The sequence below is a fragment of the Xanthobacter sp. SG618 genome (assembly GCF_012932745.1).
Taxonomy (GTDB): domain Bacteria; phylum Pseudomonadota; class Alphaproteobacteria; order Rhizobiales; family Xanthobacteraceae; genus Xanthobacter; species Xanthobacter flavus.
In genome coordinates this window covers 332,662-352,786 of the sequence record NZ_JABBHL010000002.1, presented here as the reverse complement: position 1 = coordinate 352,786, position 20,125 = coordinate 332,662, and the positions used below count along the sequence as shown (strand labels likewise).

General features: G+C 68.4%; 24 protein-coding genes. 12 read left to right on the top strand and 12 right to left on the bottom strand.

Annotated features, from left to right (window positions below):
- The first annotated feature begins 38 nt into the window (after positions 1 to 38).
- Positions 39 to 1,688 (top strand): Na/Pi symporter, encoded by a 1,650-nt coding sequence (locus FHT36_RS07125; RefSeq protein ID WP_169121809.1) that lies wholly within the window; start codon positions 39 to 41, stop codon positions 1,686 to 1,688.
- The gene (locus tag FHT36_RS07120) at positions 1,672 to 1,974 is read left to right on the top strand and encodes an STAS domain-containing protein (protein WP_024277119.1); all 303 of its coding nucleotides are present in this window, start codon (positions 1,672 to 1,674) and stop codon (positions 1,972 to 1,974) included. Before FHT36_RS07125 ends, FHT36_RS07120 begins: the two co-directional genes overlap by 17 nt.
- A gap of 40 nt (positions 1,975 to 2,014) precedes the next feature.
- Here FHT36_RS07120 and epmA read toward each other — a convergent pair whose 3' ends face one another.
- Complete coding sequence (gene epmA / locus FHT36_RS07115; RefSeq protein WP_169121808.1) at positions 2,015 to 3,088, bottom strand: EF-P lysine aminoacylase EpmA; 1,074 nt, start codon at positions 3,086 to 3,088, stop codon at positions 2,015 to 2,017.
- Positions 3,089 to 3,279: 191 nt separating this feature from the next.
- On the opposite strand from epmA, the gene efp reads away from it, so the two are divergent.
- Both efp and FHT36_RS07105 read left to right on the top strand, forming a co-directional pair.
- Positions 3,280 to 3,849 (top strand): elongation factor P, encoded by a 570-nt coding sequence (gene efp / locus FHT36_RS07110; RefSeq protein WP_169121807.1) that lies wholly within the window; start codon positions 3,280 to 3,282, stop codon positions 3,847 to 3,849.
- 147 nt (positions 3,850 to 3,996) lie between these two features.
- Positions 3,997 to 4,431, top strand: coding sequence for a response regulator (locus tag FHT36_RS07105; RefSeq protein ID WP_246702074.1), 435 nt, complete (start codon positions 3,997 to 3,999; stop codon positions 4,429 to 4,431).
- Positions 4,432 to 4,449: 18 nt separating this feature from the next.
- Here the strand turns inward: FHT36_RS07105 and grpE are convergent, their stop codons facing one another.
- Both grpE and hrcA read right to left on the bottom strand, forming a co-directional pair.
- Entirely contained in the window at positions 4,450 to 5,097 is a 648-nt protein-coding gene (grpE, locus tag FHT36_RS07100) for a nucleotide exchange factor GrpE (protein ID WP_169121806.1), read from the bottom strand.
- 121 nt (positions 5,098 to 5,218) lie between these two features.
- Positions 5,219 to 6,319 carry a heat-inducible transcriptional repressor HrcA gene (hrcA, locus tag FHT36_RS07095; RefSeq protein WP_169121805.1) on the bottom strand — a complete coding sequence of 367 codons (1,101 nt, stop codon included), beginning with the start codon at positions 6,317 to 6,319 and terminating at the stop codon, positions 5,219 to 5,221.
- A gap of 157 nt (positions 6,320 to 6,476) precedes the next feature.
- Here hrcA and rph point away from each other — a divergent pair, with 157 nt between their 5' ends.
- The 6 genes from rph to FHT36_RS07065 all read left to right on the top strand — a co-directional run bounded on the left by rph (position 6,477) and on the right by FHT36_RS07065 (position 10,841).
- Complete coding sequence (rph, locus tag FHT36_RS07090) at positions 6,477 to 7,190, top strand: ribonuclease PH (protein WP_169122204.1); 714 nt, start codon at positions 6,477 to 6,479, stop codon at positions 7,188 to 7,190.
- The gene (gene rdgB, locus FHT36_RS07085; RefSeq protein ID WP_169121804.1) at positions 7,190 to 7,822 is read left to right on the top strand and encodes an RdgB/HAM1 family non-canonical purine NTP pyrophosphatase; all 633 of its coding nucleotides are present in this window, start codon (positions 7,190 to 7,192) and stop codon (positions 7,820 to 7,822) included. The genes rph and rdgB overlap by 1 nt, the downstream gene beginning before the upstream one ends.
- A 26-nt stretch (positions 7,823 to 7,848) precedes the next feature.
- Complete coding sequence (gene hemW, locus FHT36_RS07080) at positions 7,849 to 9,039, top strand: radical SAM family heme chaperone HemW (protein WP_169121803.1); 1,191 nt, start codon at positions 7,849 to 7,851, stop codon at positions 9,037 to 9,039.
- An 87-nt stretch (positions 9,040 to 9,126) separates the two neighbouring features.
- On the top strand, positions 9,127 to 10,092 hold the full coding sequence (sppA, locus tag FHT36_RS07075; protein ID WP_169121802.1) for a signal peptide peptidase SppA: 966 nt from the start codon (positions 9,127 to 9,129) through the stop codon (positions 10,090 to 10,092).
- Positions 10,093 to 10,230: 138 nt separating this feature from the next.
- Complete coding sequence (gene ihfB / locus FHT36_RS07070; RefSeq protein ID WP_169121801.1) at positions 10,231 to 10,515, top strand: integration host factor subunit beta; 285 nt, start codon at positions 10,231 to 10,233, stop codon at positions 10,513 to 10,515.
- Between the two features lie 5 nt (positions 10,516 to 10,520).
- Positions 10,521 to 10,841: a lipopolysaccharide assembly protein LapA domain-containing protein gene (locus FHT36_RS07065; RefSeq protein WP_169121800.1), complete on the top strand. Its 321-nt coding sequence runs from the start codon at positions 10,521 to 10,523 to the stop codon at positions 10,839 to 10,841.
- A 72-nt stretch (positions 10,842 to 10,913) separates the two neighbouring features.
- On the opposite strand, the gene FHT36_RS07060 is transcribed toward FHT36_RS07065, so the two are convergent.
- Positions 10,914 to 11,141, bottom strand: a complete 228-nt coding sequence (locus tag FHT36_RS07060) for a hypothetical protein (protein WP_169121799.1) — start codon at positions 11,139 to 11,141, stop codon at positions 10,914 to 10,916.
- A 112-nt stretch (positions 11,142 to 11,253) separates the two neighbouring features.
- On the opposite strand from FHT36_RS07060, the gene FHT36_RS07055 reads away from it, so the two are divergent.
- Positions 11,254 to 11,862, top strand: a complete 609-nt coding sequence (locus tag FHT36_RS07055; RefSeq protein ID WP_169121798.1) for a TetR/AcrR family transcriptional regulator — start codon at positions 11,254 to 11,256, stop codon at positions 11,860 to 11,862.
- Between the two features lie 24 nt (positions 11,863 to 11,886).
- On the opposite strand, the gene FHT36_RS07050 is transcribed toward FHT36_RS07055, so the two are convergent.
- Positions 11,887 to 12,849 (bottom strand): transporter substrate-binding domain-containing protein, encoded by a 963-nt coding sequence (locus tag FHT36_RS07050; protein ID WP_246702073.1) that lies wholly within the window; start codon positions 12,847 to 12,849, stop codon positions 11,887 to 11,889.
- Positions 12,850 to 12,888: 39 nt separating this feature from the next.
- Here FHT36_RS07050 and FHT36_RS07045 point away from each other — a divergent pair, with 39 nt between their 5' ends.
- Entirely contained in the window at positions 12,889 to 14,907 is a 2,019-nt protein-coding gene (locus FHT36_RS07045; protein WP_169121797.1) for a glycosyltransferase, read from the top strand.
- On the opposite strand, the gene FHT36_RS07040 is transcribed toward FHT36_RS07045, so the two are convergent.
- The 7 genes from FHT36_RS07040 to gcvH all read right to left on the bottom strand — a co-directional run bounded on the left by FHT36_RS07040 (position 14,852) and on the right by gcvH (position 20,123).
- Positions 14,852 to 15,445, bottom strand: coding sequence for an SCO family protein (locus FHT36_RS07040; protein WP_169121796.1), 594 nt, complete (start codon positions 15,443 to 15,445; stop codon positions 14,852 to 14,854). The two genes, FHT36_RS07045 and FHT36_RS07040, sit on opposite strands and share 56 nt — an antisense overlap.
- Positions 15,446 to 15,478: 33 nt before the next feature.
- Positions 15,479 to 15,697, bottom strand: a complete 219-nt coding sequence (locus FHT36_RS07035; RefSeq protein WP_169121795.1) for a hypothetical protein — start codon at positions 15,695 to 15,697, stop codon at positions 15,479 to 15,481.
- A gap of 95 nt (positions 15,698 to 15,792) precedes the next feature.
- Positions 15,793 to 16,191, bottom strand: a complete 399-nt coding sequence (locus FHT36_RS07030; RefSeq protein WP_281805877.1) for an NUDIX domain-containing protein — start codon at positions 16,189 to 16,191, stop codon at positions 15,793 to 15,795.
- 115 nt (positions 16,192 to 16,306) lie between these two features.
- Positions 16,307 to 17,881, bottom strand: coding sequence for an aminomethyl-transferring glycine dehydrogenase subunit GcvPB (gene gcvPB, locus FHT36_RS07025; RefSeq protein WP_169121793.1), 1,575 nt, complete (start codon positions 17,879 to 17,881; stop codon positions 16,307 to 16,309).
- Positions 17,881 to 19,236 (bottom strand): aminomethyl-transferring glycine dehydrogenase subunit GcvPA, encoded by a 1,356-nt coding sequence (gene gcvPA / locus FHT36_RS07020; protein ID WP_169121792.1) that lies wholly within the window; start codon positions 19,234 to 19,236, stop codon positions 17,881 to 17,883. The genes gcvPB and gcvPA overlap by 1 nt, the downstream gene beginning before the upstream one ends.
- A gap of 18 nt (positions 19,237 to 19,254) precedes the next feature.
- Positions 19,255 to 19,731, bottom strand: coding sequence for an OsmC family protein (locus tag FHT36_RS07015; protein ID WP_169121791.1), 477 nt, complete (start codon positions 19,729 to 19,731; stop codon positions 19,255 to 19,257).
- A 20-nt stretch (positions 19,732 to 19,751) separates the two neighbouring features.
- Entirely contained in the window at positions 19,752 to 20,123 is a 372-nt protein-coding gene (gene gcvH / locus FHT36_RS07010; RefSeq protein ID WP_169121790.1) for a glycine cleavage system protein GcvH, read from the bottom strand.
- Positions 20,124 to 20,125: the final 2 nt, after the last annotated feature.

The window sequence follows — 20,125 nt, the reverse complement described above, 5'->3', positions numbered from 1 at the left end:
TGCGGCTTTCCTCTGGTGCCGCTGGGTCTTTTTTATCGATGCTTGTCATTGCCGAGCTCCTGGCCGGCCTCGGCCTTCTGTTCGTCGGCCTCAAGGCCATGGCCACCCACCTGCAGCAGGCCACGGGCCGCAAGGTGCGTGCACTGCTGCGCCGGGCGACGCGCTCCCCGGTGATGGGGCTGCTGTGCGGGACGCTGGCGGGCGTGGCCACACAATCCTCCAACGCCGTCGCGGTCATCAGCGGCAATCTCGTGCGCGGCGGCGCCTTCACCACGCGCGATGCCATCCCGGTCGTCGCCGGCGGCAATGTGGGCACCGCGGCGCTGGTGTTCGTGGCGGCGATTGATTTCCGCCTGCTCGTGCTCTACATCGTCGGCCTGGTCGGCATCGCCTTCCATTTCAAGCTCGACCGCCGGCGCGGCATGGCGCAATGGATGGGCGTCGCCTTCGGCCTCGCGCTGGCCCTGCTGGGCCTTGACTTCATCAAGCAGGCGCCACGGGCGCTGGATATTGCGTCCGTCGCGGGCAGCCTTGCCGACCACCTGACGCCGCTCCTCGGCTTCTTTCTGGGGCTTGCAGTTTCCGCCGTCAGCCAGTCATCCTCGACCCCCACGATCCTCGTCTTGGCGCTGATGCAGGCCGGAATTCTCGGTCTCCACGATGCGGTCTTCATCGTGCTCGGCGCGAACCTCGGTTCCGGCTTCGCGGCCATTCTCTCTGCCGGCGGGCTGGAGGGGACCGGCCGCCAACTCTGCTATATCCATGTGCTGGTGAAGGCCGTGGGCTGCCTCATCGTCGGGGCCTTCTTCGGCTTTGGCGAAGTCGTCGGCTTCGACGGGTTCGCTGCCCTCTCTGCTGTGGGCAACGACACGGCGTCCATGTCCCTGTCGGTCCTGTTCCTCGCCCTTCAGGTGGCGGGCGCGATCCCGGTCGCCTTCGCGCGGGGGCTTTCTGAGAAATTCGCCGCCGCCATGAGCCCGCCGACGCTGGAAGATGGCGCCTCCCGCCCGCGCTTCATCCATGACGATGCGCTGGCCGATCCCTCAACCGCCCTCGATCTCGCGGTCAGCGAGACCCTGAGACTCATCAAGCTCCTGCCGATCCTGCTGCCGGACCTCGACCAGAAGGACAACGGCGACGCCGGTGAGCGGCTGGCCCTGTGGCGTGGCGCCGCCTCGGTGGGCCTTGCCGTGGACCAGTTCATTTCGGAGCTCATCGCCGTCGGCCTCGCCCGCGACAGTCTCGAGGTCGCCCTGCATCACCAGGCGCTGGTGGAGAACGTGCGCACCCTCCAGGACACGCTGCACGACTTCACCGAGGTGGTGGAGGGCTTTGACGAGGTGCCGCCGCTCGCCTTCGCCCTCTCCGAGTCGTTGCGAGCCATCACATTGTCCCTCGCCGACGCCACCGATGGGCCGGCCGATGATCTCGACCTCATCATCGCGCTCTCCGGTGATCGATCGGAGATGCTGAACCGCATCCGCCGTCAGCTTGCCGCTACGGCACTCGACGCCGGCGCGGACGCGCGGCAGCTGCTGCTCGCCACCAGCCTGTTCGAACGGGCGATCTGGCTGGTGCGGCGCAGCGCGATTGCGTTGCGCATGCCCGAGAATGAGGATAATCCGGTTCGTCCGGCCGCCGCGGAGGCGGAGATCAAGCGAGTAGAGGCCGATGCACATCGAACGTGAGCAGGTCGGAAGCGACGTGGTGCTGAAGGTGGCGGGGCGTCTCGACACGCCGAACGCCAAGCCGTTCGAGGCGAGCCTGATGGAAGTCGTGTCCATGACCGATGGCGGGATCGTGGTGAACCTCGCCGGCGTGGACTACGTGTCCTCCTCCGGCCTGCGGGCACTGCTGGTCGCCGGCAAGGCCATGCGCGGGGCGAAGCGCAAGCTCGCGCTCTCGTCGCTGCAGCCGCAGATTCGTGAGGTGTTCGACATCTCCGGCTTCTCGACCCTGTTCGAGATCAACTGATCAAGCCGGGTCGCTGGGCGGGAGCGGTCGCAAGGATGCTCTAGCCTCCCGCGACCGGCGCCCACAGCACGTCCTCGATCCGCCGCGCCCCGCTCGCCAGCAGGGCGAGCCGGTCGAAGCCGAGCGCGCAGCCGCTTGCCGGAGGCATGAGGGCCAGCGCCGCGAGGAAATCCTCGTCGAGCGGATAGCGCTCGCCGTACAGCCGCTTCTTCTCGTCCATGTCGTTTTCGAAGCGCCGGCGCTGTTCGGCTGCGTCCGTCAGCTCGCCGAAGGCATTGGCCAGCTCCAGTCCGCAGCAATAGAGCTCAAAGCGTTCGGCAAAGCGCGGGTCGTCCGGCTTCGGCCGGGCGAGAGCCGCCTCGCTCACGGGATAGTCGGTGAGGATGGTGGGGTGGCCGAGGCCCAGATGAGGCTCGATCTTCTCCACCAGCACGCGCGAGAAGACGTCCCCCCAGGTGTCGTCGGGCGCGGTGCGGATGCCGGCCTCGGCCGCGGCGCGGGCGAAGGCGGCGGCATCGGGCGGGGCGCCGGGAGCCGGCAGAAGGGCTTCGAGGTTCATCTCTGCATGACGGGCGAAGGCCGCGACGAGCGTCAGGCGCTCCGCCAGGGCGAAGGGATCGCAGGCCTTGCCGCGATAGTGGAAGGCCGAGACCCCGCCCGCCTCGGCGGCGCGGACGAGGAGGATGGCGCAATCCTCCATCATCGCCGTGTAGGGCGCGCCGGCGCGATACCATTCCAGCATGGTGAATTCCGGATGGTGCGCCATGCCGCGCTCGCGATTGCGGAAGACGCGGGCGAACTCGAAGATCGTCGGCTCCCCGGCTGCCAGCAGCTTCTTGGCGGCGAACTCGGGCGATGTGCGCAGATAGAGCCGGCGCATCGCCCCGTCCGGCCCAACCAGGTCCGTGCCGAAGGCGTGGAGGTGTGTCTCGTTCCCCGGCGAGACCTGAAGCACCGGTGTCTCGACCTCGATGAATCCGTCTTCCGTGAGGGCTGCGCGCACGGCGGCAGCGATGCGCCCGCGCGCGAGCAGAAAGGGGCGGCGATCCGCATGAACGTCCGGCCGCCACCACGGAGGGGAGGGGGGAACCGGCGAGGAACTCGATACCGCCATGACATAGGGTCCTCGTTGCGGCCACCTGTCTTGCTAGCCGCTGGTGCGGCCCAGAGCCGGAAAGACGGGGGCAAGACTGGCGTTGCGCGCCATTATCGCTATGGTGCGCGCCGAACCAGCCAGACGGCGCCGCCGTCCCCCATTTTTCAATCGGCGCGGGCGCCGCGCATCTAGGTCAAGGAAGAGCCGACGTGGTCAAGGTTATCGCCAGCACCCTGCGCAAGGGCAACGTGGTCGACATCGACGACAAGCTGTACGTTGTTCTCACCGCCGAGAATATCCATCCCGGCAAGGGCACGCCGGTGACGCAGCTCGACATGCGCCGCATCTCCGATGGCGTGAAGATCTCCGAGCGCTACCGCACCACCGAGCAGGTGGAGCGGGCCTTCGTGGAAGATCGCCCGCACACCTTCCTCTACGAGGATTCCGACGGCTACACCTTCATGAACCCGGAAAACTATGATCAAGTGACCGTGCCGAAGGATGTGATGGGCGACCAGTCCGTCTATCTCCAGGAAGGCATGGAATGCATGCTCTCCACCCATAACGGCGTGCCGATCGCCATCGAGCTTCCGGCCCGCGTGGTGCTGGAGATCGTGGACACCGAGCCGACCGTGAAGGGCCAGACGGCCTCCTCGTCCTACAAGCCGGCCGTTCTTTCCAACGGTGTGCGCACCATGGTGCCGCCGCATGTCTCCGCCGGTACCCGCGTGGTGGTCATGACCGCCGATGCCTCCTACGTCGAGCGGGCCAAGGACTGACCTTCGTGCGATGCCCCGGAAGGGCACATTTCAGCCCTTCCGGTGTTCCCCAATGCCTTGCTGCGGTGCGTGGAACTTTTTTTTCCGCGGCTGGTTGAACCCGGACATGGCCCTGTGGGGACATGCAGTCAGCCAAGGCGTAGAAGAATGATCTTGTCGGGAAGGCGGGTTCTCGTCGTTGAGGACGAGTATCTCGTGGCACTGGGGCTCGACGACAATCTCAGGTCGCTGGGCTATACCGTGGTCGGGCCGGTCGCGAGCCTCGCCGCTGCGGTCACAGCCGCTTCGTCTGAGCAGATCGATGCCGCCATTCTCGACGTCAATCTCGCCGGAGAGCCGGTTTATCCGGCCGCCGCGATCCTTGCCGAACGCGGCATCCCCTTCATCTTCTGCTCGGGCTACACTGGAAGCGTGCGCATGCCGGCGGAGTTTGCCGACGCGCCGCGGGTCGCCAAGCCGTATACCAGCCGCGTCATTGCCGACGCCCTCGCCGACCTGATCGGGGCGGGAGCGGGCTCGGGGGGTGGTTCAGGCGGCGGCGATCACGGGAGGCGGAACGTATCCGCCTCCAACGATATCTAATCCTTCAAAAAGCTCAGCTCAGGCCGCGCCGGTCGCCTTGTTGGCCTCGGCCTTCGGTCCGCCGCGGGCAACTCCCACCATGGCCGGACGCAGCACCCGCTCGCCGATCACGTAGCCCGCCTGGACCACCTGCACCACAGTGCCGGTCGGCACACTCGGATCCGGCACCTCGAACATGGCCTGGTGGAGGTTCGGATCGAACTTCTCCCCCTTCGGCTCGATCTTGCGAATGCCGTGCTTCTCCAGCGCCTTGACCAGACCGCGCTCGGTCAGTTCCAGCCCATCCAACAGCGCCTTGAAGCCGCCTTCGGCGGTCGCCTTGGCCTCCGCCTCCACCGAGCCGAGGGCCCGGGCAAGATCGTCCGCCACGTTCAGCACGTCGCGGGCGAAGGAGGCGATGCCGTAGGTCTTGGCGTCCTGGATTTCCTTCTCGGCGCGGCGGCGCACGTTCTCCGCCTCCGCGAAGGCGCGCAGGAACTTGTCCTTGAGGCTAGCGATCTCGCCTTCCAGACGCGCCTTGTCGCCGGCCGGATCGCCGATGGCGGCGTCCGCCATGGCGGTGGCTTCCGCCTCGGCGGTCGCCTCGTTCACCTGCGCATTGCCCTGCGCGGTACCGTTTTCGCTTGCGTCGCCGCCGGTCTCGGGCGCGCGCTTCTGCTCGCTCATCCGGTTACTTCCCCTGCCTTGAGATTCGCCCGGGGTCACCATGCCGCCGGGCAAAGGCCAATCGTCCCGGCGCATATCGGGGCGATGGGGGGAAAAATCAAGTCGTAGTGATCCTTATCCCTCACGCCGCGTCCGCGCCCGGTGCACCGAGGATGCGGCTGACCAGCCGAGCGGTGAAGTCCACCATGGGGACGATGCGGCCATAATTGAGCCGGGTCGGGCCGATGACACCGAGCACGCCCAGCACCCGGCCCTGCCCGTCGCGATAGGGTGCGACGATGGTGGAGGAGCCGGAGAGGGAGAACAGCCGGTTCTCCGAGCCGATGAAGATGCGCAGCGCCTGCGCCTCCTCCGCCCGGCCGAGCAGTTCGGAGACCTCGCGCTTGGTCTCGAGATCGTCAAACAGCAGGCGGATGCGCTCCAGGTCCTCCAGCGCGCGCAGATCCTCCAGCAGTTTCGCCTGCCCGCGCACGATGAGGGTGCGCTCGCCGGGCCCGTCGCCGGACCAGGAGGCAAGCCCGGCCTCCACGACGCGCGCGGTGAGGGCATCGAGATCGCGGTTGAGCTCGGCGAGGAGGCTGTCCATCTCCTGCCGCGCATCGGAGAGGGTACGGCCGCGGATGCGGGCGTTGAGGAAATTGGTCGCCTCGGTGAGGGCGGAAGCCGGCAGGCCCGGGGGCAGCGCCAGCGCGCGGTTCTCCACCTGCCCGTCCTCGGACACGAGGATGACGAGGGCGCGGCCCGGTTCCAGCGGAACGAACTCCACATGCTTCAGGCGCGGGTCCGTCTTGGTGGCGGTGACGACCCCGGCACCGCGGGCGAGGCCCGACAGCAAGGCGGAGGCTTCCTGCAGCACGCCTTCCACCGTTGTGGTCCGTGCGGCGGCAAGCACCTGCGTCTCGATATTGGCCCGGTCGCGCTCGTTGACGTCGCCCACCTCCATCAGAGCATCCACGAAGAAACGCAGGCCGCGCTCGGTGGGCAGGCGACCGGCGCTGGTGTGGGGGGCATAGATGAGGCCGGCCGCCTCCAGGTCCGCCATCACGTTGCGAACCGAGGCGGGGGACAGCGTCATGGGGATCAGGCGGGCGATGTTGCGCGAGCCGACCGGCTCCCCGGTGGCGAGGTAACTCTCGACGATCTGGCGGAAAATCTCGCGCGAGCGCTGGTCGATTTGCGCGAGGCCGCCGGACGACAGGGGCAGGAACGGATCGAGCGCCACGGGTTCAGCCTTCGAAGCAAAGGATTTTGCTGTCCCTAATGTGTCCCTCGCGGGGGCTGGGTTCAAGCGCCGGGCGGGCGTCGTCGCGCGCCTTGCTTTCCTCTGGGCGCGCGGCGCTCTAAAAGGAGCGCCCATGACGCACAATGAGGTATCCATCATGCGCCCCAGCAAGCGCGCCCCCGACGAGATGCGCGCGGTGTCCTTTGAACGGGGCGTGATGCGCCACGCGGAAGGCTCCTGCCTCGTGAAGTTCGGCGACACCCACGTTCTCGTCTCCGCGACGCTGGAGGAGCGCCTGCCGCCGTGGCTGAAAGGCCAGGGACGCGGCTGGGTGACGGCGGAATATTCCATGCTGCCCCGCGCCACCCATGACCGCACCCGTCGCGAATCCACCACCGGCAAGCAGTCCGGTCGCACCCAGGAAATCCAGCGCCTGATCGGGCGTTCGCTCCGCTCGGTCACGGATCTCGTGGCGATGGGCGAGAAGCAGATCACCATCGATTGCGATGTGCTCCAGGCCGATGGCGGCACCCGCACTGCTTCCATCACGGGCGCCTGGATCGCCCTCCATGACTGCCTGAGCTGGATGAAGTCCCGCTCCATGATCAAGGAAATGCCGCTCAAGCAGCATCTGGCGGCGGTTTCCTGCGGCATCTACGAGGGCACGCCCGTGCTCGACCTCGACTACGCCGAGGATTCGGTGGCTGAGACCGACGCCAATTTCGTCATGACCGGCACCGGCGGCATCGTGGAAATCCAGGGCACGGCGGAAAAGACGCCGTTCACCCAGGACGAACTGCTGTCGCTGCTCTCCCTCGCCCGCTCGGGGGTCGATCAGCTCGTTTCCCTGCAGAAGCTGGCGGTGGGCTGATGTCGCGCCAGCTCACCGGCCAGCTCGTTGTGGCGACCCACAATCCGGGCAAGCTCATCGAGATGAAGATGCTCCTCGAGCCGCACGGGGTGGAGGCGATCGCTGCCGGCGACCTCAACCTGCGTGAGCCCGAGGAGACCGAGGAGACGTTCGCCGGCAACGCGCGGCTGAAGGCTGTGGCGGCGGCGAACGCGTCGCAGCTGCCGGCCTTCGCCGACGACAGTGGGCTCGTCATCGACGCCCTCGGCGGCGCGCCGGGCATCCACACCGCCCGCTGGGCGGGACCCGACCGCGATTTCGAGATGGCCATGGAGAAGGTGGAGGCCGAACTTCAGAAGGTCGGCGCCACCGAGCCCGCCCAGCGCCATGCCCGGTTCGTCTCGGCACTCTGCATCGCTTGGCCGGATGGGCATCTGGAGGAGTTCGAGGGCACCGTGGACGGCACCCTCGTCTGGCCGCCCCGCGGCGCCAAGGGTTTCGGCTACGATCCCATGTTCCTCCCCGAGGGCCATGTGAAGACCTTCGCCGAGATGACCGCGGACGAGAAGCACGGCATGCCGCCCAAGGGCTTCGGCCTCTCCCATCGTGCCCGCGCCTTCCTGAAGCTCTCGAAGGCGTGCCTGAAGGGGTGACGACGATCTCGAACACCGCGCCCTCCGTGAGCGCTCCGGCACACCCTCTCCCGTTCGGGAGCGAGGGTGTCGCCGATACGGCGGGCGGCTTCGGGGTCTACGTCCATTGGCCATTCTGCAAGGCCAAGTGCCCCTATTGCGACTTCAACAGCCACGTCCGGCTCGTGCCGCCGGACGAGGCGCGCTATATCGCGGCCTTCCGGCGCGAGATCGCCCACGCGCGGGCGCTGTCGGGACCGCAGAGGGCGCAGACGGTCTTTTTCGGCGGCGGTACGCCCTCCCTCATGGCACCCGCCACTGTGGGCGCGATCCTGGAGGCCATCAACGAGGCCTGGCCGCTCACCGCCGATGCAGAGGTGACACTGGAGGCGAACCCGACCTCCGTGGAGGCGGAGCGGTTCCACGGCTACCGGGCCGCGGGGGTCAACCGCGTCTCCCTCGGCGTTCAGGCGCTGGACGATGCGGACCTTCAGGGGCTCGGGCGGATGCACTCGGTGGCGGAGGCGCTGGCCGCCGTCGCCATCGCGCGTCGAGCCTTCGATCGCGTCTCCTTCGATCTCATCTATGCCCGCCCGCGCCAGACACCGGATGCCTGGGCGGCGGAGCTGCGGCGCGCGCTCGGCGAAGGCTGCGAGCACCTGTCCCTCTACCAGCTCACCATCGAGCCGGGTACGCCGTTCGAGCGGCTGTACGGCGCCGGAAAGCTCATTCTTCCCGATGACGATCTCTCCCGCGCCCTCTGGGACGTGACGCAGGAGGTGACGGCGCAGGCTGGCCTTCCCGCCTACGAGGTTTCCAACCATGCCCGGCCGGGGGCCGAGGCGCGGCACAATCTCGTCTACTGGCGCTATGGCACCTACGCCGGCATCGGCGCCGGAGCCCATGGGCGGCTGGTGTCGGGCGACATGCGCCACGCCACCTTCACCGAGCGGTCGCCGGAAGAGTGGCTGAAGCGGGTGGAGGCGGACGGGCACGGCGTCATTTCCGACGAGACGCTGTCGGCAGCCGAGCAGGCGGACGAGATGCTGCTCATGGGCCTGCGCCTGACGGAGGGCGTGGACCTCGCCCGTCATGCCCGCCTCGGCGGCCGCATCGATCCGGAACGCCTCGCCACGCTGGAGGCGGAAGGGCTGGTGGCGTTCAAGGACGGCCGGCTGCGCGCGACCGCGGCCGGCTTCCCGGTCCTCAACGCTGTCATCGCCGCGCTGGCGGGGTAGGCTCGCCGCGCGGGAACGCTTGCCAACGCCGCCCCGCCTGCTTAAGTCCGCGTGGGGCTTGAGACTGCCTGCCGAGGAACGCGCACCATGTCGTTGGATGCCGACCAGATCGTCGAACGCCGCCGCCTTCGGCGGAAGGTCACATTCTGGCGGGTGCTCGGGGTGCTCGGCGTCGTCGCCGCCGTGGCGGTGGGCGTGTCGGCCCTGATCGGCCGCGACATTCCCGCCTCCTCGCCCCATGTGGCGCGGATCATGATCGGCGGCATCATCCGCAACGATCGGGAGCGGGTGGAGCTTCTGGAGGAGATCGGGCGGTCCCGTGCCAGCGCCGTCATCCTGTCCATCGACAGCCCCGGCGGCACCGTGACGGGCTCCGAGCAATTGTTCGACGCGCTCCGCCGCCTCGCCGCCAAGAAGCCGGTCGTTGCCGTGGTGGAGGGCGTCGCCGCCTCTGGCGCCTATATCGCGGCGCTGGGCGCCGACCACATCGTGGCCCGCCGCAATGCGCTGGTCGGCTCGGTGGGCGTGATCTACCAGTTCCCCAACTTCACCGAGCTGCTCAAGACCGTGGGTGTGACCATAGAGGACATCAAGTCCTCCCCGCTCAAGGCCTCGCCCAATCCCTATACGCCGGTGACGCCTGAGGCGCGCGCCGCCGTGGATTCGCTGGTGAAGGACAGCTACGCCTGGTTCAAGGATCTCGTCGGCGATCGCCGCAAGCTCTCTGATGCCAAGCTCGCCAACGTTTCCGATGGCCGCGTCTTCACCGGTCATCAGGGCCTAGAACTCCAGCTCGTGGACGAACTCGGCGACGAGCGCACCGCCCGTGCGTGGCTCGCCCGGGAGAAGGGCGTGAGCGAGGCTCTCAAGGTACGCACCTGGCGCACCAAGGAGGTTGGCGACGAATTCGGCTGGCTTCTGGGCACCGCGCGCGGGGTCGTGAGTGCGCTCGGCTTCCCGCAGGCGGCAGCGCTCCTGACGGATGCGGCGAAAGGCGCGCTGGAGCGCGGTCAACTTGACGGTCTGTTGGCCCTCTGGCACCCTCGGAGCTAGGGTTAGGGTCGCTTTTACAAGCGCTTGGCGGCCATCCGTCAGCACCGATAACAATGCCGGACGTCCGGCCGCCCACCGCCCGCCATTGAGGGCTATGGCTCGCTTTCGGCGGATGATTTCGAGGGAACTGGGGCCAAAATGATCAAGTCCGAGCTCGTCCAGAAGATCGCCGAGGCCAATCCGCACCTCTACCAGAGGGACGTGGAGAACATCGTCAACGCCATCTTGGAGCAGATCGCTTCCGCGCTGGAGCGGGGGGATCGTGTGGAGCTGCGCGGCTTTGGCGCCTTCTCGGTGAAGAAGCGCGACGCCCGTGTGGGGCGCAACCCGCGCACCGGCAAGCAGGTGGACGTGAGCGAGAAGACCGTTCCCTATTTCAAGACCGGCAAGGAGATGCGCGAGCGTCTCAACGCTGGAAAGTAGGCCCCGTGAGCCGCTTCCTCTCCATCCTCATCGGCCTGCCGCTGGCGATCCTCGCCGTGGCTCTGGCCGTTGCGAACCGCAAGCCGGTGACGCTCTCCCTTGATCCGTTCTCGCCGGATCATCCCGCCCTGTCGGTGACGCTGCCGCTGTTCGCGATCATTTTCGCGGCGGTGATCGTCGGGGTCATCGCCGGTGGGGCCGTCACCTGGGCGCGGCAGGGCCGCTATCGTCGCGAGGCGCGCGCCGCCCGCCGCGAGCACAAGCGGGCCGAGGCTGCCCGCCCGGCCCCTTCCTCGCAGCTCGGCTTGCCCGCGCCGCGGCACTGACCGTTCTTCTTTCGCTCTGTTTCGAGCTTCAGGAGCCGTCCCGTGCGAACGGGGCGGCTCTTTCGTATGGGCTCACGCCCGCTTGCCGTCGGGACGAGCGAGGTGGCGCCGTGCGATGGGGAGCACGAGGTGTACCATGCCCATCACCATGGGCGGCACCGCCAGCAGCGTCGAGGCCCAGATGGGCCATCCCGCGGTGATGGGCGAGAGGAGCGCCAGAATGGCATTGATGAGGGCGTAGGCGCCGATCATCATCAGTCCCAGAAAGCGCAGGTGTGCGAGAATGGCGAGGCTGCTCATGGCAACGGTTCCTGAGGCGATGCGTACCTAAACGAAACGATCCGTTCCGATATGGTTTGATATATACGGTCCGTTTCGTTATGCAAGAGGAAATTGGCGAAAGGCCCATCCGATGCCCGAGACCAGCCCCGCAGACCGTCGTCGCTCATCCATTGGCGCGCGGCGCAATCCGGATGCGGAGGCGGCGATTCTGACGGCAGCCCGGGCACTGCTCGCGGAGCGCGGATATGCCGGCTTCTCCATCGAGGAGGTGGCCCGTCGCGCCGGGGCCGGCAAGCCGACTATCTATCGCTGGTGGGCGACCAAGGCGGACCTGCTGATCGACGTCTACGCGGCGGAGAAGGCGAGCCACATGGCCCTGCCCGATACCGGCGCCCTCTGGAGCGACCTTCTCGCCTATACCCGTGCGTTGTGGGGCTTCTGGCGGGACACGCCGTCGGGCAGCATCTTCCGGGCGCTCATCGCCGAAGCCCAGACCACCGACGCCGCCCTTTCCGCCCTGCGCGACAAGTTCCTGCCCGACCGGCTCCGCGACCTCTGCCACATGTTCGAGCGCGCAGCGGAACGCGGGGAGATCCCTGCGTCGGAGATCGACGATCGCGTTGGCCTCTATATCGGCTTCAACTGGCTGCACCTGCTGACCGACCGGCTCGCCGATGATGCGCCGGCCATCGAACGCACGGCACGGCTCATCGCCGGCCAGCGGCCGGGCCGCACCTGAGCGCCGGTTCGGCGTGAGGCGCCGTCAGTAGAAGCCGACGGGGAACCAGCGCAGATAGAGGTCGGTGTAGACGCCCTTTTCCCAGATGCGCTGGAGGGCAAAATCCACGGCGTGGCGCAGCGTATCGTTGCCTTCCTTCACCGCCACAGAGAAGCCATCGCCGAAGAAGCGGCTTTCGGTGAAGGGGCCGCCCACGAAGCGGCAGCAGGCGGCGCTGTCGGTGCCGTTCAGCCAGAGCGCCAGGGTGATTCCGTCGCCGAACAGAAGGTCCACCTGCCCGGCTTTCAGCGCCTCCTGGGCCGCCTTGAGATCGGGATAGGGGCGGATGGCGGCTTCGTTGAAGAAGGAGCGCAGATAGGCTTCGTGCGCGGTGCGGCTCACCACGGCCACCTTTTTGGAAGCCACCTCCTCGGGTGTTGCCTTCGCCAGTATCTCCTGCTTGCGGCCCACGAAGCGCGCGGGCGTGCCGAGGTAGCGCTCGGAGAAGTCCAGCGTCGCCCGGGAGGCCGGGGTGGCGACGAGGCCGGCGATCGCCGCTTCCGCCCGGCCCTGGTCCACCACATCCGCCACGTCAGCGAACGCCGCGGTCTGGAAGCTGCAGGTGACCGAGAGTTCTGCGCAGATCGCCCGCGCCAGATCGATGTTGAAGCCGGAAAGGGCTCCGGTGGAGTTGATGAAGTTGAAGGGCGGGTAATCGTCCGTCGTGACGAACCGCAGCTCCTTCGGGAGCTTGGCGGCGTCGGGGCGCTCGAGCCGGCGCTCCACATTCCAGAAATTCGGAACCACCACCGGCGTGATGGCGATCTTATCCGCTCGCTCCACCAGCGGCGGGGGGCCGCCCTGCGCCGGCCTCGCCGGCGGCTGCTGAGCCACCGCCGCTGTTGCCGTCAGCGCCACCACGGCCAGAACCAGAGCGTGGAGGCCGGCCCGACGCGAGGGTGTGCGGCGGGCGGCAGGGATGCTCAGGAAAGAGGCTGGTGGAAGCATTGCGGCAAGCTTACCCTAGGGTTGCATGAGGGTCGGGGCATGGTGGGGGATGCCGGGGCCGCCCGCAAGGGGCGGAGCCATGTAAGCCATGATGCGGGCGAGGACCATCGCGACCTTGGGCGGGACCTGCTCCGCGCTCGAGACGACGGGGCGGCCTCCGCCCCGCTGCCGGCATCCATCGCGAGCGCCCTGCCGGCCTCGGAGCTTCGTCCCTATCGCGATCACGTGGATGCTGACGAATTGCGTGCCGCCGCAGCGCGCGCCCGGCTTGTAGGGGTTGGCGTCGACGAGGTGCTTGTCGCCTCGGGCGTGCTCGATGACCAAACCGCCACACGTCTGCTCGCCCGCGACCTCGGTCTTTCCGTGGCCACGCCGAACCTCGCCAGCCTGCCGGATGACCCCGCTGTGGCGGAGGCCGTGCTGCGCACCGGCACTCTCGTGATCGGGACCGGTAGCGGGCGCCCGCGCTTCGTGATGGCGGCGCGGGGCCGCATCGTCCAGCGCCTGCGTCGGGCGCTGAAGCGGGATGCGGGCCTCGCCTCGCGGGTGGAGCTGATCAGCCCGGCGGCGCTCGCCCGGCGCGTCGGCGCTGTCTGCGCCCCCAGCTTCGCCGCCGCCGCGACGGGGCGCCTCGTCCTGGCCGATCCGTTCAAATCGGCATCGACGCTGCGGCCCGGCCGCATCGTCGGGCTCGCGGCCGCCGCCATCGGCCTGCCGCTCGCGCTGCTGCTGGCGCTGGCACCGGAAATGGGCCTTCTCGCCGTTCAGGCGGCGCTTTCACTCGTCTTCCTGGCTTGGATCGCCCTGCGCTTCGCCGGCTGCATCTATGTGCCGCCGGAGGAGCCGCTGCCGGTGCTCGATGCGCGTTCCCTGCCGGTCTATTCGCTCCTGGTGCCGCTCTATGACGAGGCGGCGAGCGTGCCGTGGCTGGTCGCGGCCCTCTCGGCGCTCGACTATCCCCCCGAGAAGCTCGACATCAAACTCGTCGTCGAAGCGGACGACCATGCCACCCGCGCCGCCATCACCGCACTGGAGCTGCCGCCGCATATGGCGGAGGTGGTGGTCGCGCCGGTCGGGCCGCGCACCAAGCCGAAGGCACTTGAAGCGGCGCTGCCCTTCGTCCGCGGCAGCATCGTCGCGATCTATGACGCCGAGGACCTGCCGGAGCCCGATCAGCTGCGCCGGGTGGTCGCCGCGTTCCGTGCGGGCGGGCCGAAGGTGGGCTGCGTGCAAGCGCGGCTGTGCATCGACAATGGCGGTGACAGCTGGATCTCAGCCCAGTTCGCCGCCGAATATGCCGGCCAGTTCGACGTCCTGCTGCCGGCGCTCAGCGCCCTCGGCCTGCCTATTCCGCTCGGCGGCACCTCGAACCATTTCCGCCGCCGCGTCCTCGATCAGGTGGGCGGATGGGACCCTTACAACGTCACCGAGGACGCCGACCTCGGCATCCGTCTCGCCCGCGCCGGCTGGCAGACCCGCGTCATCTCCTCCACCACATTTGAGGAGGCGCCGGTGACGCGGCGCGCCTGGATCGGCCAGCGCACGCGCTGGCTGAAGGGCTGGGCGCAGACGCTGCTGGTACACGGCCGCAGGCCCCGGGCACTGGTGCGCGACCTCGGTCCGGCAGGCACGATCGCGCTGATTCTGCTTTCGGCGGGCCCCTATGCGGCGGCGCTGGTGCACCCGCTGTGCCTCGCTTTCCTCATAGCCGACATCGTGCGCGGCGTTGCCGGCCTGCCGTGCACCCGCATGGCGGAGGTGGTGACGAGCGCGCTCACCTACGCCACCCTCGTCACCGGCTATGCCGGCGCAGCCGCGACCATGACCGTAGGGCTGGGGCGGCGGGGCATCAGGCCCGGCTGGTGGACGGTCGCGAGCATTCCCTTCTACTGGCTCTTGCTCTCGGTCGCGGCTTGGAGGGCGGTGATAGAGCTGATCCGCAGGCCGTACCACTGGCAGAAGACCGAGCATGGCGCCGCCCGTCGGGGCGGGGGCGGGGGGCTCAGAAGTAGCGCTTCAGCTCCGCCGCGGCCTCGGCCGGAGGGCGCTTGGAGTTGAACGGCGCGACGAAATTGCCGTCCTTGTCCATGAGATAGACCACGGCGGTGTGGTCCATGGTGTAGTCGCCGTCCTTCAGCGGCACCTTGCGGGAATAGACGCGGAACTCCCGCTTGATCTGCTCGGTCGCCTCCGGCGTCCCGGACAGTCCGACAATCTGCGGCGAGAAGCTCGAAACATAGGATTTGAGCACGTCCGGCGTGTCCCGCTCCGGGTCCACCGAGACGAAGAAGGCCTGCGCCTTGCTCGCGTCCGGGCCGAGCGCGTTGAAGATTTCCGACATCTCGAACAAGGCCGTCGGGCACACGTCCGGGCAGTGGGTGAAGCCAAAAAAGATGAGCGTGGGCTTGCCCTTGAGGGCGGCTTCGGTGATCGGCCGCCCGTTCTGGTCGGTGAGGCTGAAGGGCCCGCCCACGGCTGCCTGCCCCGTCACCTTCGGCGGCGGCTCCGGCAGGAAGAGGGTGACGGCGGTGACGAGGATGAGGGCGCCGGCGGCGAAGGCGGAGAACAGCGCAATGATTTTCGTGCGTGGCGACATGTTTTCAAGGCCTTGGGGGCGGTCGGTTAAGTCTCAGAGGCAGGCGGCAAAACCGGCGCTCAGGAGATCGAAGAACACGGCCGCGCCGTAGCGCGCCCACAGCGCCAGCCCGCCGGCACAGAACGCGGCCAGGGCCACGCCGAGGCCGATGAGACCGGCGCGGCCCATGCCCGGTCCAGCCGCGACCGCGCCATCGGCGTGCGGTGCAAGCCGTTGCGAAACCTCGGTTTCCTGGGACAGGGTGACGGACATGGCGCGCCGGTTGGGATGAAACGTCAGGCGGCACGATAGCGCGGGCGGCGGTATTTATCCAATCCGCGCCGGTCAATCGCCCGTGACAGGGCGCCTCACCAGCGGTCGGAAGGGGGCGCGCCCTGCCATTCGGCGATGCGGCGCAGGGTGGCGGGGGTGGTGTCGTCAGGCAAAGCGTCGGGCGGGAAGAAGTCGGCGGCGACGATTTCGAGGTTCCGCTCGGGCCGCGGGCCGATGGTCAGCCGCGCCGCGCGGTACAGGACCACGTGGTCCCGCCCTCCGACCAAGGGATTGAAATAACAGCCGGAAATGGTGAGGGGCCCTTCGGCCTCCACATTGGCTTCCTCGCGCAATTCGCGCCGCGCCGCCTGTTCGGCGGTCTCGCCCAAATCCACCCCTCCGCCGGGAAGATGCCAGCCGGACACATAGGTATGTCGGACCAAAAGGAGCCGGCCGGCCGGGTCTGTGGCTAGTACCCGGACACCGAGAGTCATGCCGTGGCGCATGCGGCGGAGGAGGGGGAGGGGGGAGAACATGGGCCGAGCATAGCCCCTCCTGACAGGGTGGAAAGAGTGGTTCACACCACCCTGTCAGGTGTGTTCACACCCCCTATTCGGCGGCGTTCGGGAGCGGTTCAGGCCTGACCCACCGCAAAACCGGCGCGCGGGCGGCGCGGGTCTCGTCGAGACGACGGCGGGGGGCATAATGGGGGGCGCCGAGGAAGCGCTCCTTGTCCCCCGCCTTGGCCGCCATGGCGAGGTCGCGCAGGGCACCGAGGAAGAGGTCGAGGGAGGCCTTCGATTCGCTCTCCGTCGGCTCGATCAGCATCGCCCCGTGGACCACCAGCGGGAAGTAGACCGTCATGGGGTGGTACCCCTCGTCGATCAGCGCCTTGGCGACGTCGAGGGTGGAGATGCCGGTGCCCGCCAGCCACGCATCGTCGAACAGGGCCTCGTGCATGGCCGGGCGCTCGGCGAAGGGGGCGCTCATGACGTCCATCAGGCAGGCGCGGACATAGTTGGCCGAGAGGACGGCGTCCTCCGAGGCCTGCCGCATGCCGTCCGCCCCGTGGGAGAGCATCCACGACAGGGCGCGCACGAACATGCCCATCTGGCCGTGGAAGGCGCTCATGCGGCCCAGCGCCTGCGCGGCGCCCGTCGATCCTTCGTCCTCCACCAGCGCCAGCCCGTCCGCGGTGGCGACCAGCGCCGGCACCGGGGCAAACGGCGCGAGAGCCTCGGAGAGCACCACCGGGCCGGCGCCCGGACCGCCGCCGCCGTGGGGGGTGGAGAAGGTCTTGTGCAGGTTGATGTGCATGGCATCGACCCCGAGGTCGGCGATGCGCACCTTGCCGAGGATGGCGTTGAAGTTGGCGCCGTCCGAATAGAAATAGGCGCCGGCCTGATGCACCGCCTCCGCAATCGCCACCACGTCCCGCTCGAACAGGCCGCAGGTGTTGGGGTTGGTGAGCATGAGGGCGGCCACCTCCGGCCCCAGCGCGGCCTTCACCGCCTCCGGGTCCACCGTGCCATCGGCGCGGGCGGGGATGGAGCGCACCTCATAGCCGATGAGGGCGGCGGTGGCGGGGTTGGTGCCGTGGGCGCTCTCCGGCACCAGCACCACGTTGCGCTGCGCCTCGCCGCGCGCCGCATGGGCGGCCTTGATGGCCATCATGCCGCACAGCTCGCCGTGCGCGCCCGCCTTGGGGGTGAGCGCCACGGCTTTCATGCCGGTCAGCTCCAGCAGATAGCGCGACAGCTCCGCCATCAGCTCCAGCGCACCCTTCACCGTGGAGAGGGGCTGGAGCGGGTGGATGTCGGCAAAGCCGGGCAGCCGCGCCATCTTCTCGTTGAGGCGCGGGTTGTGCTTCATGGTGCAGGAGCCGAGCGGAAACAGCCCGCTGTCGATGCCATAGTTCATGCGCGAGAGGCGCACGTAATGGCGCATGGCCTCGGGCTCGGAGAGGCCGGGCAGCTCCAGCGGCGCGGTGCGTGCGTGGGCGCCGAGCCGGTCCTTGAAGGGGGCGGGCTCGGGGATGTCCACGCCCGTCACCTCGGTGCGGCCGATCTCGAAGATCAGCCCTTCCTCAAGGTCCAGCCCCCGGTTGCCGGTGAAGGTGACGGGGCCTTCGCTGGTGCCCCCGACGATGTGCGGCGTCGTCGCGCCACGGCCTTCGCGGTTCATCACAGCACCTCCTTCAGCGCGGCGGCGTAAGCGGCGCGATCGTCTTCTGTCGTCGTCTCGGTGGCGGCGACGAGGATGAGGTCGTCGAGGCCCGGCAAATCCTGCGAAATCTTGGGAGCGAGGCGGGAATAGGGGACGCCGCCGAGAATGCCCTTCGCGGCCAGCTTCTCCACCACGTCCGAAGCCTTGCCCGGCACGCGCAGGGTGAATTCGTTGAAGAAGGTGTCGTTGAGCACGCTCGCCCCCGGCACGGCGGCGAGCCGCTCCGCGAGGTCGCAGGCGGCCGCGTGGTTGGCGCGGGCCAGCCGTGTGAGCCCGGTCTGGCCGAGCAGGCTCATATGGATGGTGAAGGCCAGCGCGCACAGGCCCGAATTGGTGCAGATGTTGGAGGTCGCCTTCTCCCGGCGGATGTGCTGCTCGCGGGTGGACAGGGTAAGCACGAAGCCGCGCCGGCCTTCCGCATCCACCGTCTCGCCGGCGAGGCGGCCGGGCATCTGCCGCACGAACTTCTGCCGCGTGGCGAACAGGCCCACATAGGGGCCGCCGAAATTCAGCGCGTTGCCGATGGACTGGCCCTCGCCGGCCACGATGTCGGCACCCTGCGCCCCCGGCGGCTCGATGAGGCCGAGGCTGACCGCCTCGGTGAACACGGCAATCAGCAGCGCGCCGGCCTTGTGGGCCGCCTCGGCGATGGGCTTCAGATCCACGATGTTGCCGAACACGTCCGGCGACTGCACGACCACGCACGAGCAGCCCGCATCGATGGCGGCGATGATGTCCTCCCCGCCCGTGGGCACGGGGGCCAGCGCCACCACCTCGTCCGCCGCATAGCGCGAGACGGTCTCGATGGTCGCGCGATAGTGCGGGTGGAGATTGCCGGCGAGCAGCGCCTTGCGGCGCCGGGTGACGCGGTGGGCCATCAGCACCGCCTCGGCTGCGGCGGTGGAGCCGTCATACATGGAGGCGTTGGCCACCTCCATGCCGGTCAACTCGGCCACCTGCGTCTGGAACTCGAAGAGATATTGCAGGGTGCCCTGCGCGATCTCCGGCTGGTACGGCGTGTAGGACGTGAGGAATTCGGAGCGCTGGATCAGGTGGTCCACGCTCGCCGGCACATGGTGGCGATAGGCGCCGGCGCCGACGAAGAAGGGCACCGAGCCCGCCGGCACGTTCTGCGCGGCGAGGCGGGCGAGCGCGCGCTCCACTTCCATCTCGCTCTTGTGGAGCGCGAGGCGCGGCAGCTCATGCTCGCGCTGGGCGGCGGGAATGTCGGCGAACAGATCGTCCACCGAGGGCACGCCGATGCGCGCCAGCATCTCGGCGCGGTCATCGGGGGTGAGGGGAAGATAGCGCATGATGCCGCTGATCCCGTTTCAGGCGATGGTGAAGCTCGGGGTGATGACCACCTCCGAGCGCAGGGAATTGGCCACGAAGCATTCGTCGTGGGCCTTGTCGTGCAATGCCACCACGTCTTCGGCCGTCGGCGTCTTGTCGCCGGAGAAGACGATGGCGGGGTTGAGCGCGATGCGGGAAATCCAGGCCTTGCCCCGCTCGGTCTTGCCGAACGCGGCCATCACCTTGTCCTCGTAGACGTCGATGCAGAAGCCGCCGCGGCGGGCGAAATCCAGCACGAACAGCATGTGGCAGGCGGAGAGGGAGGCGGCGAGCGCCTCCTCCGGGTCCACCGCATCGGCCTTCGACAAGGGCAGGCGGACCACTGCGGGCGAGGACGAGCCGGGCACGGTCAGCCCGTCGAACTTCCATTGGTGCGCGCGGGGATAGCGGCCGTCCGTGAAGACGGCGTCGCCGCGTTCCCAGCGAACGGTGGCAATGGGGGTGTCGTCGCTCATGGTGTCCGCCTTTCCGCGCGTCAGAGCGTGTCCAGATAGTCCTTGTAGGCGTGCTCGTTCATGAGCTCGTCGAACTCGGCGGGGTTGGAGAGCTTCAGCTTCAGGAACCAGCCCTTGCCCTCGGCATCCTCATTGACCAGGCCGGGGGCGCCTTCCAGCTCGGAATTCACTTCCACCACCTCGCCGGAGATGGGGGCATAGACCTCGCTCGCGGCCTTCACGCTCTCGACGACGGCGGCTTCCTTGCCCTTCTCCACCGCCTTGCCGATCTCGGGAAGCTCCACGAACACCACGTCGCCGAGCTGGCCCTGGGCGTAGTCGGAGATGCCGACCACCGCCACGTCGCCGTCGATGCGGACGTATTCGTGGTCCTTGGTGTAGCGCACGGTCATGG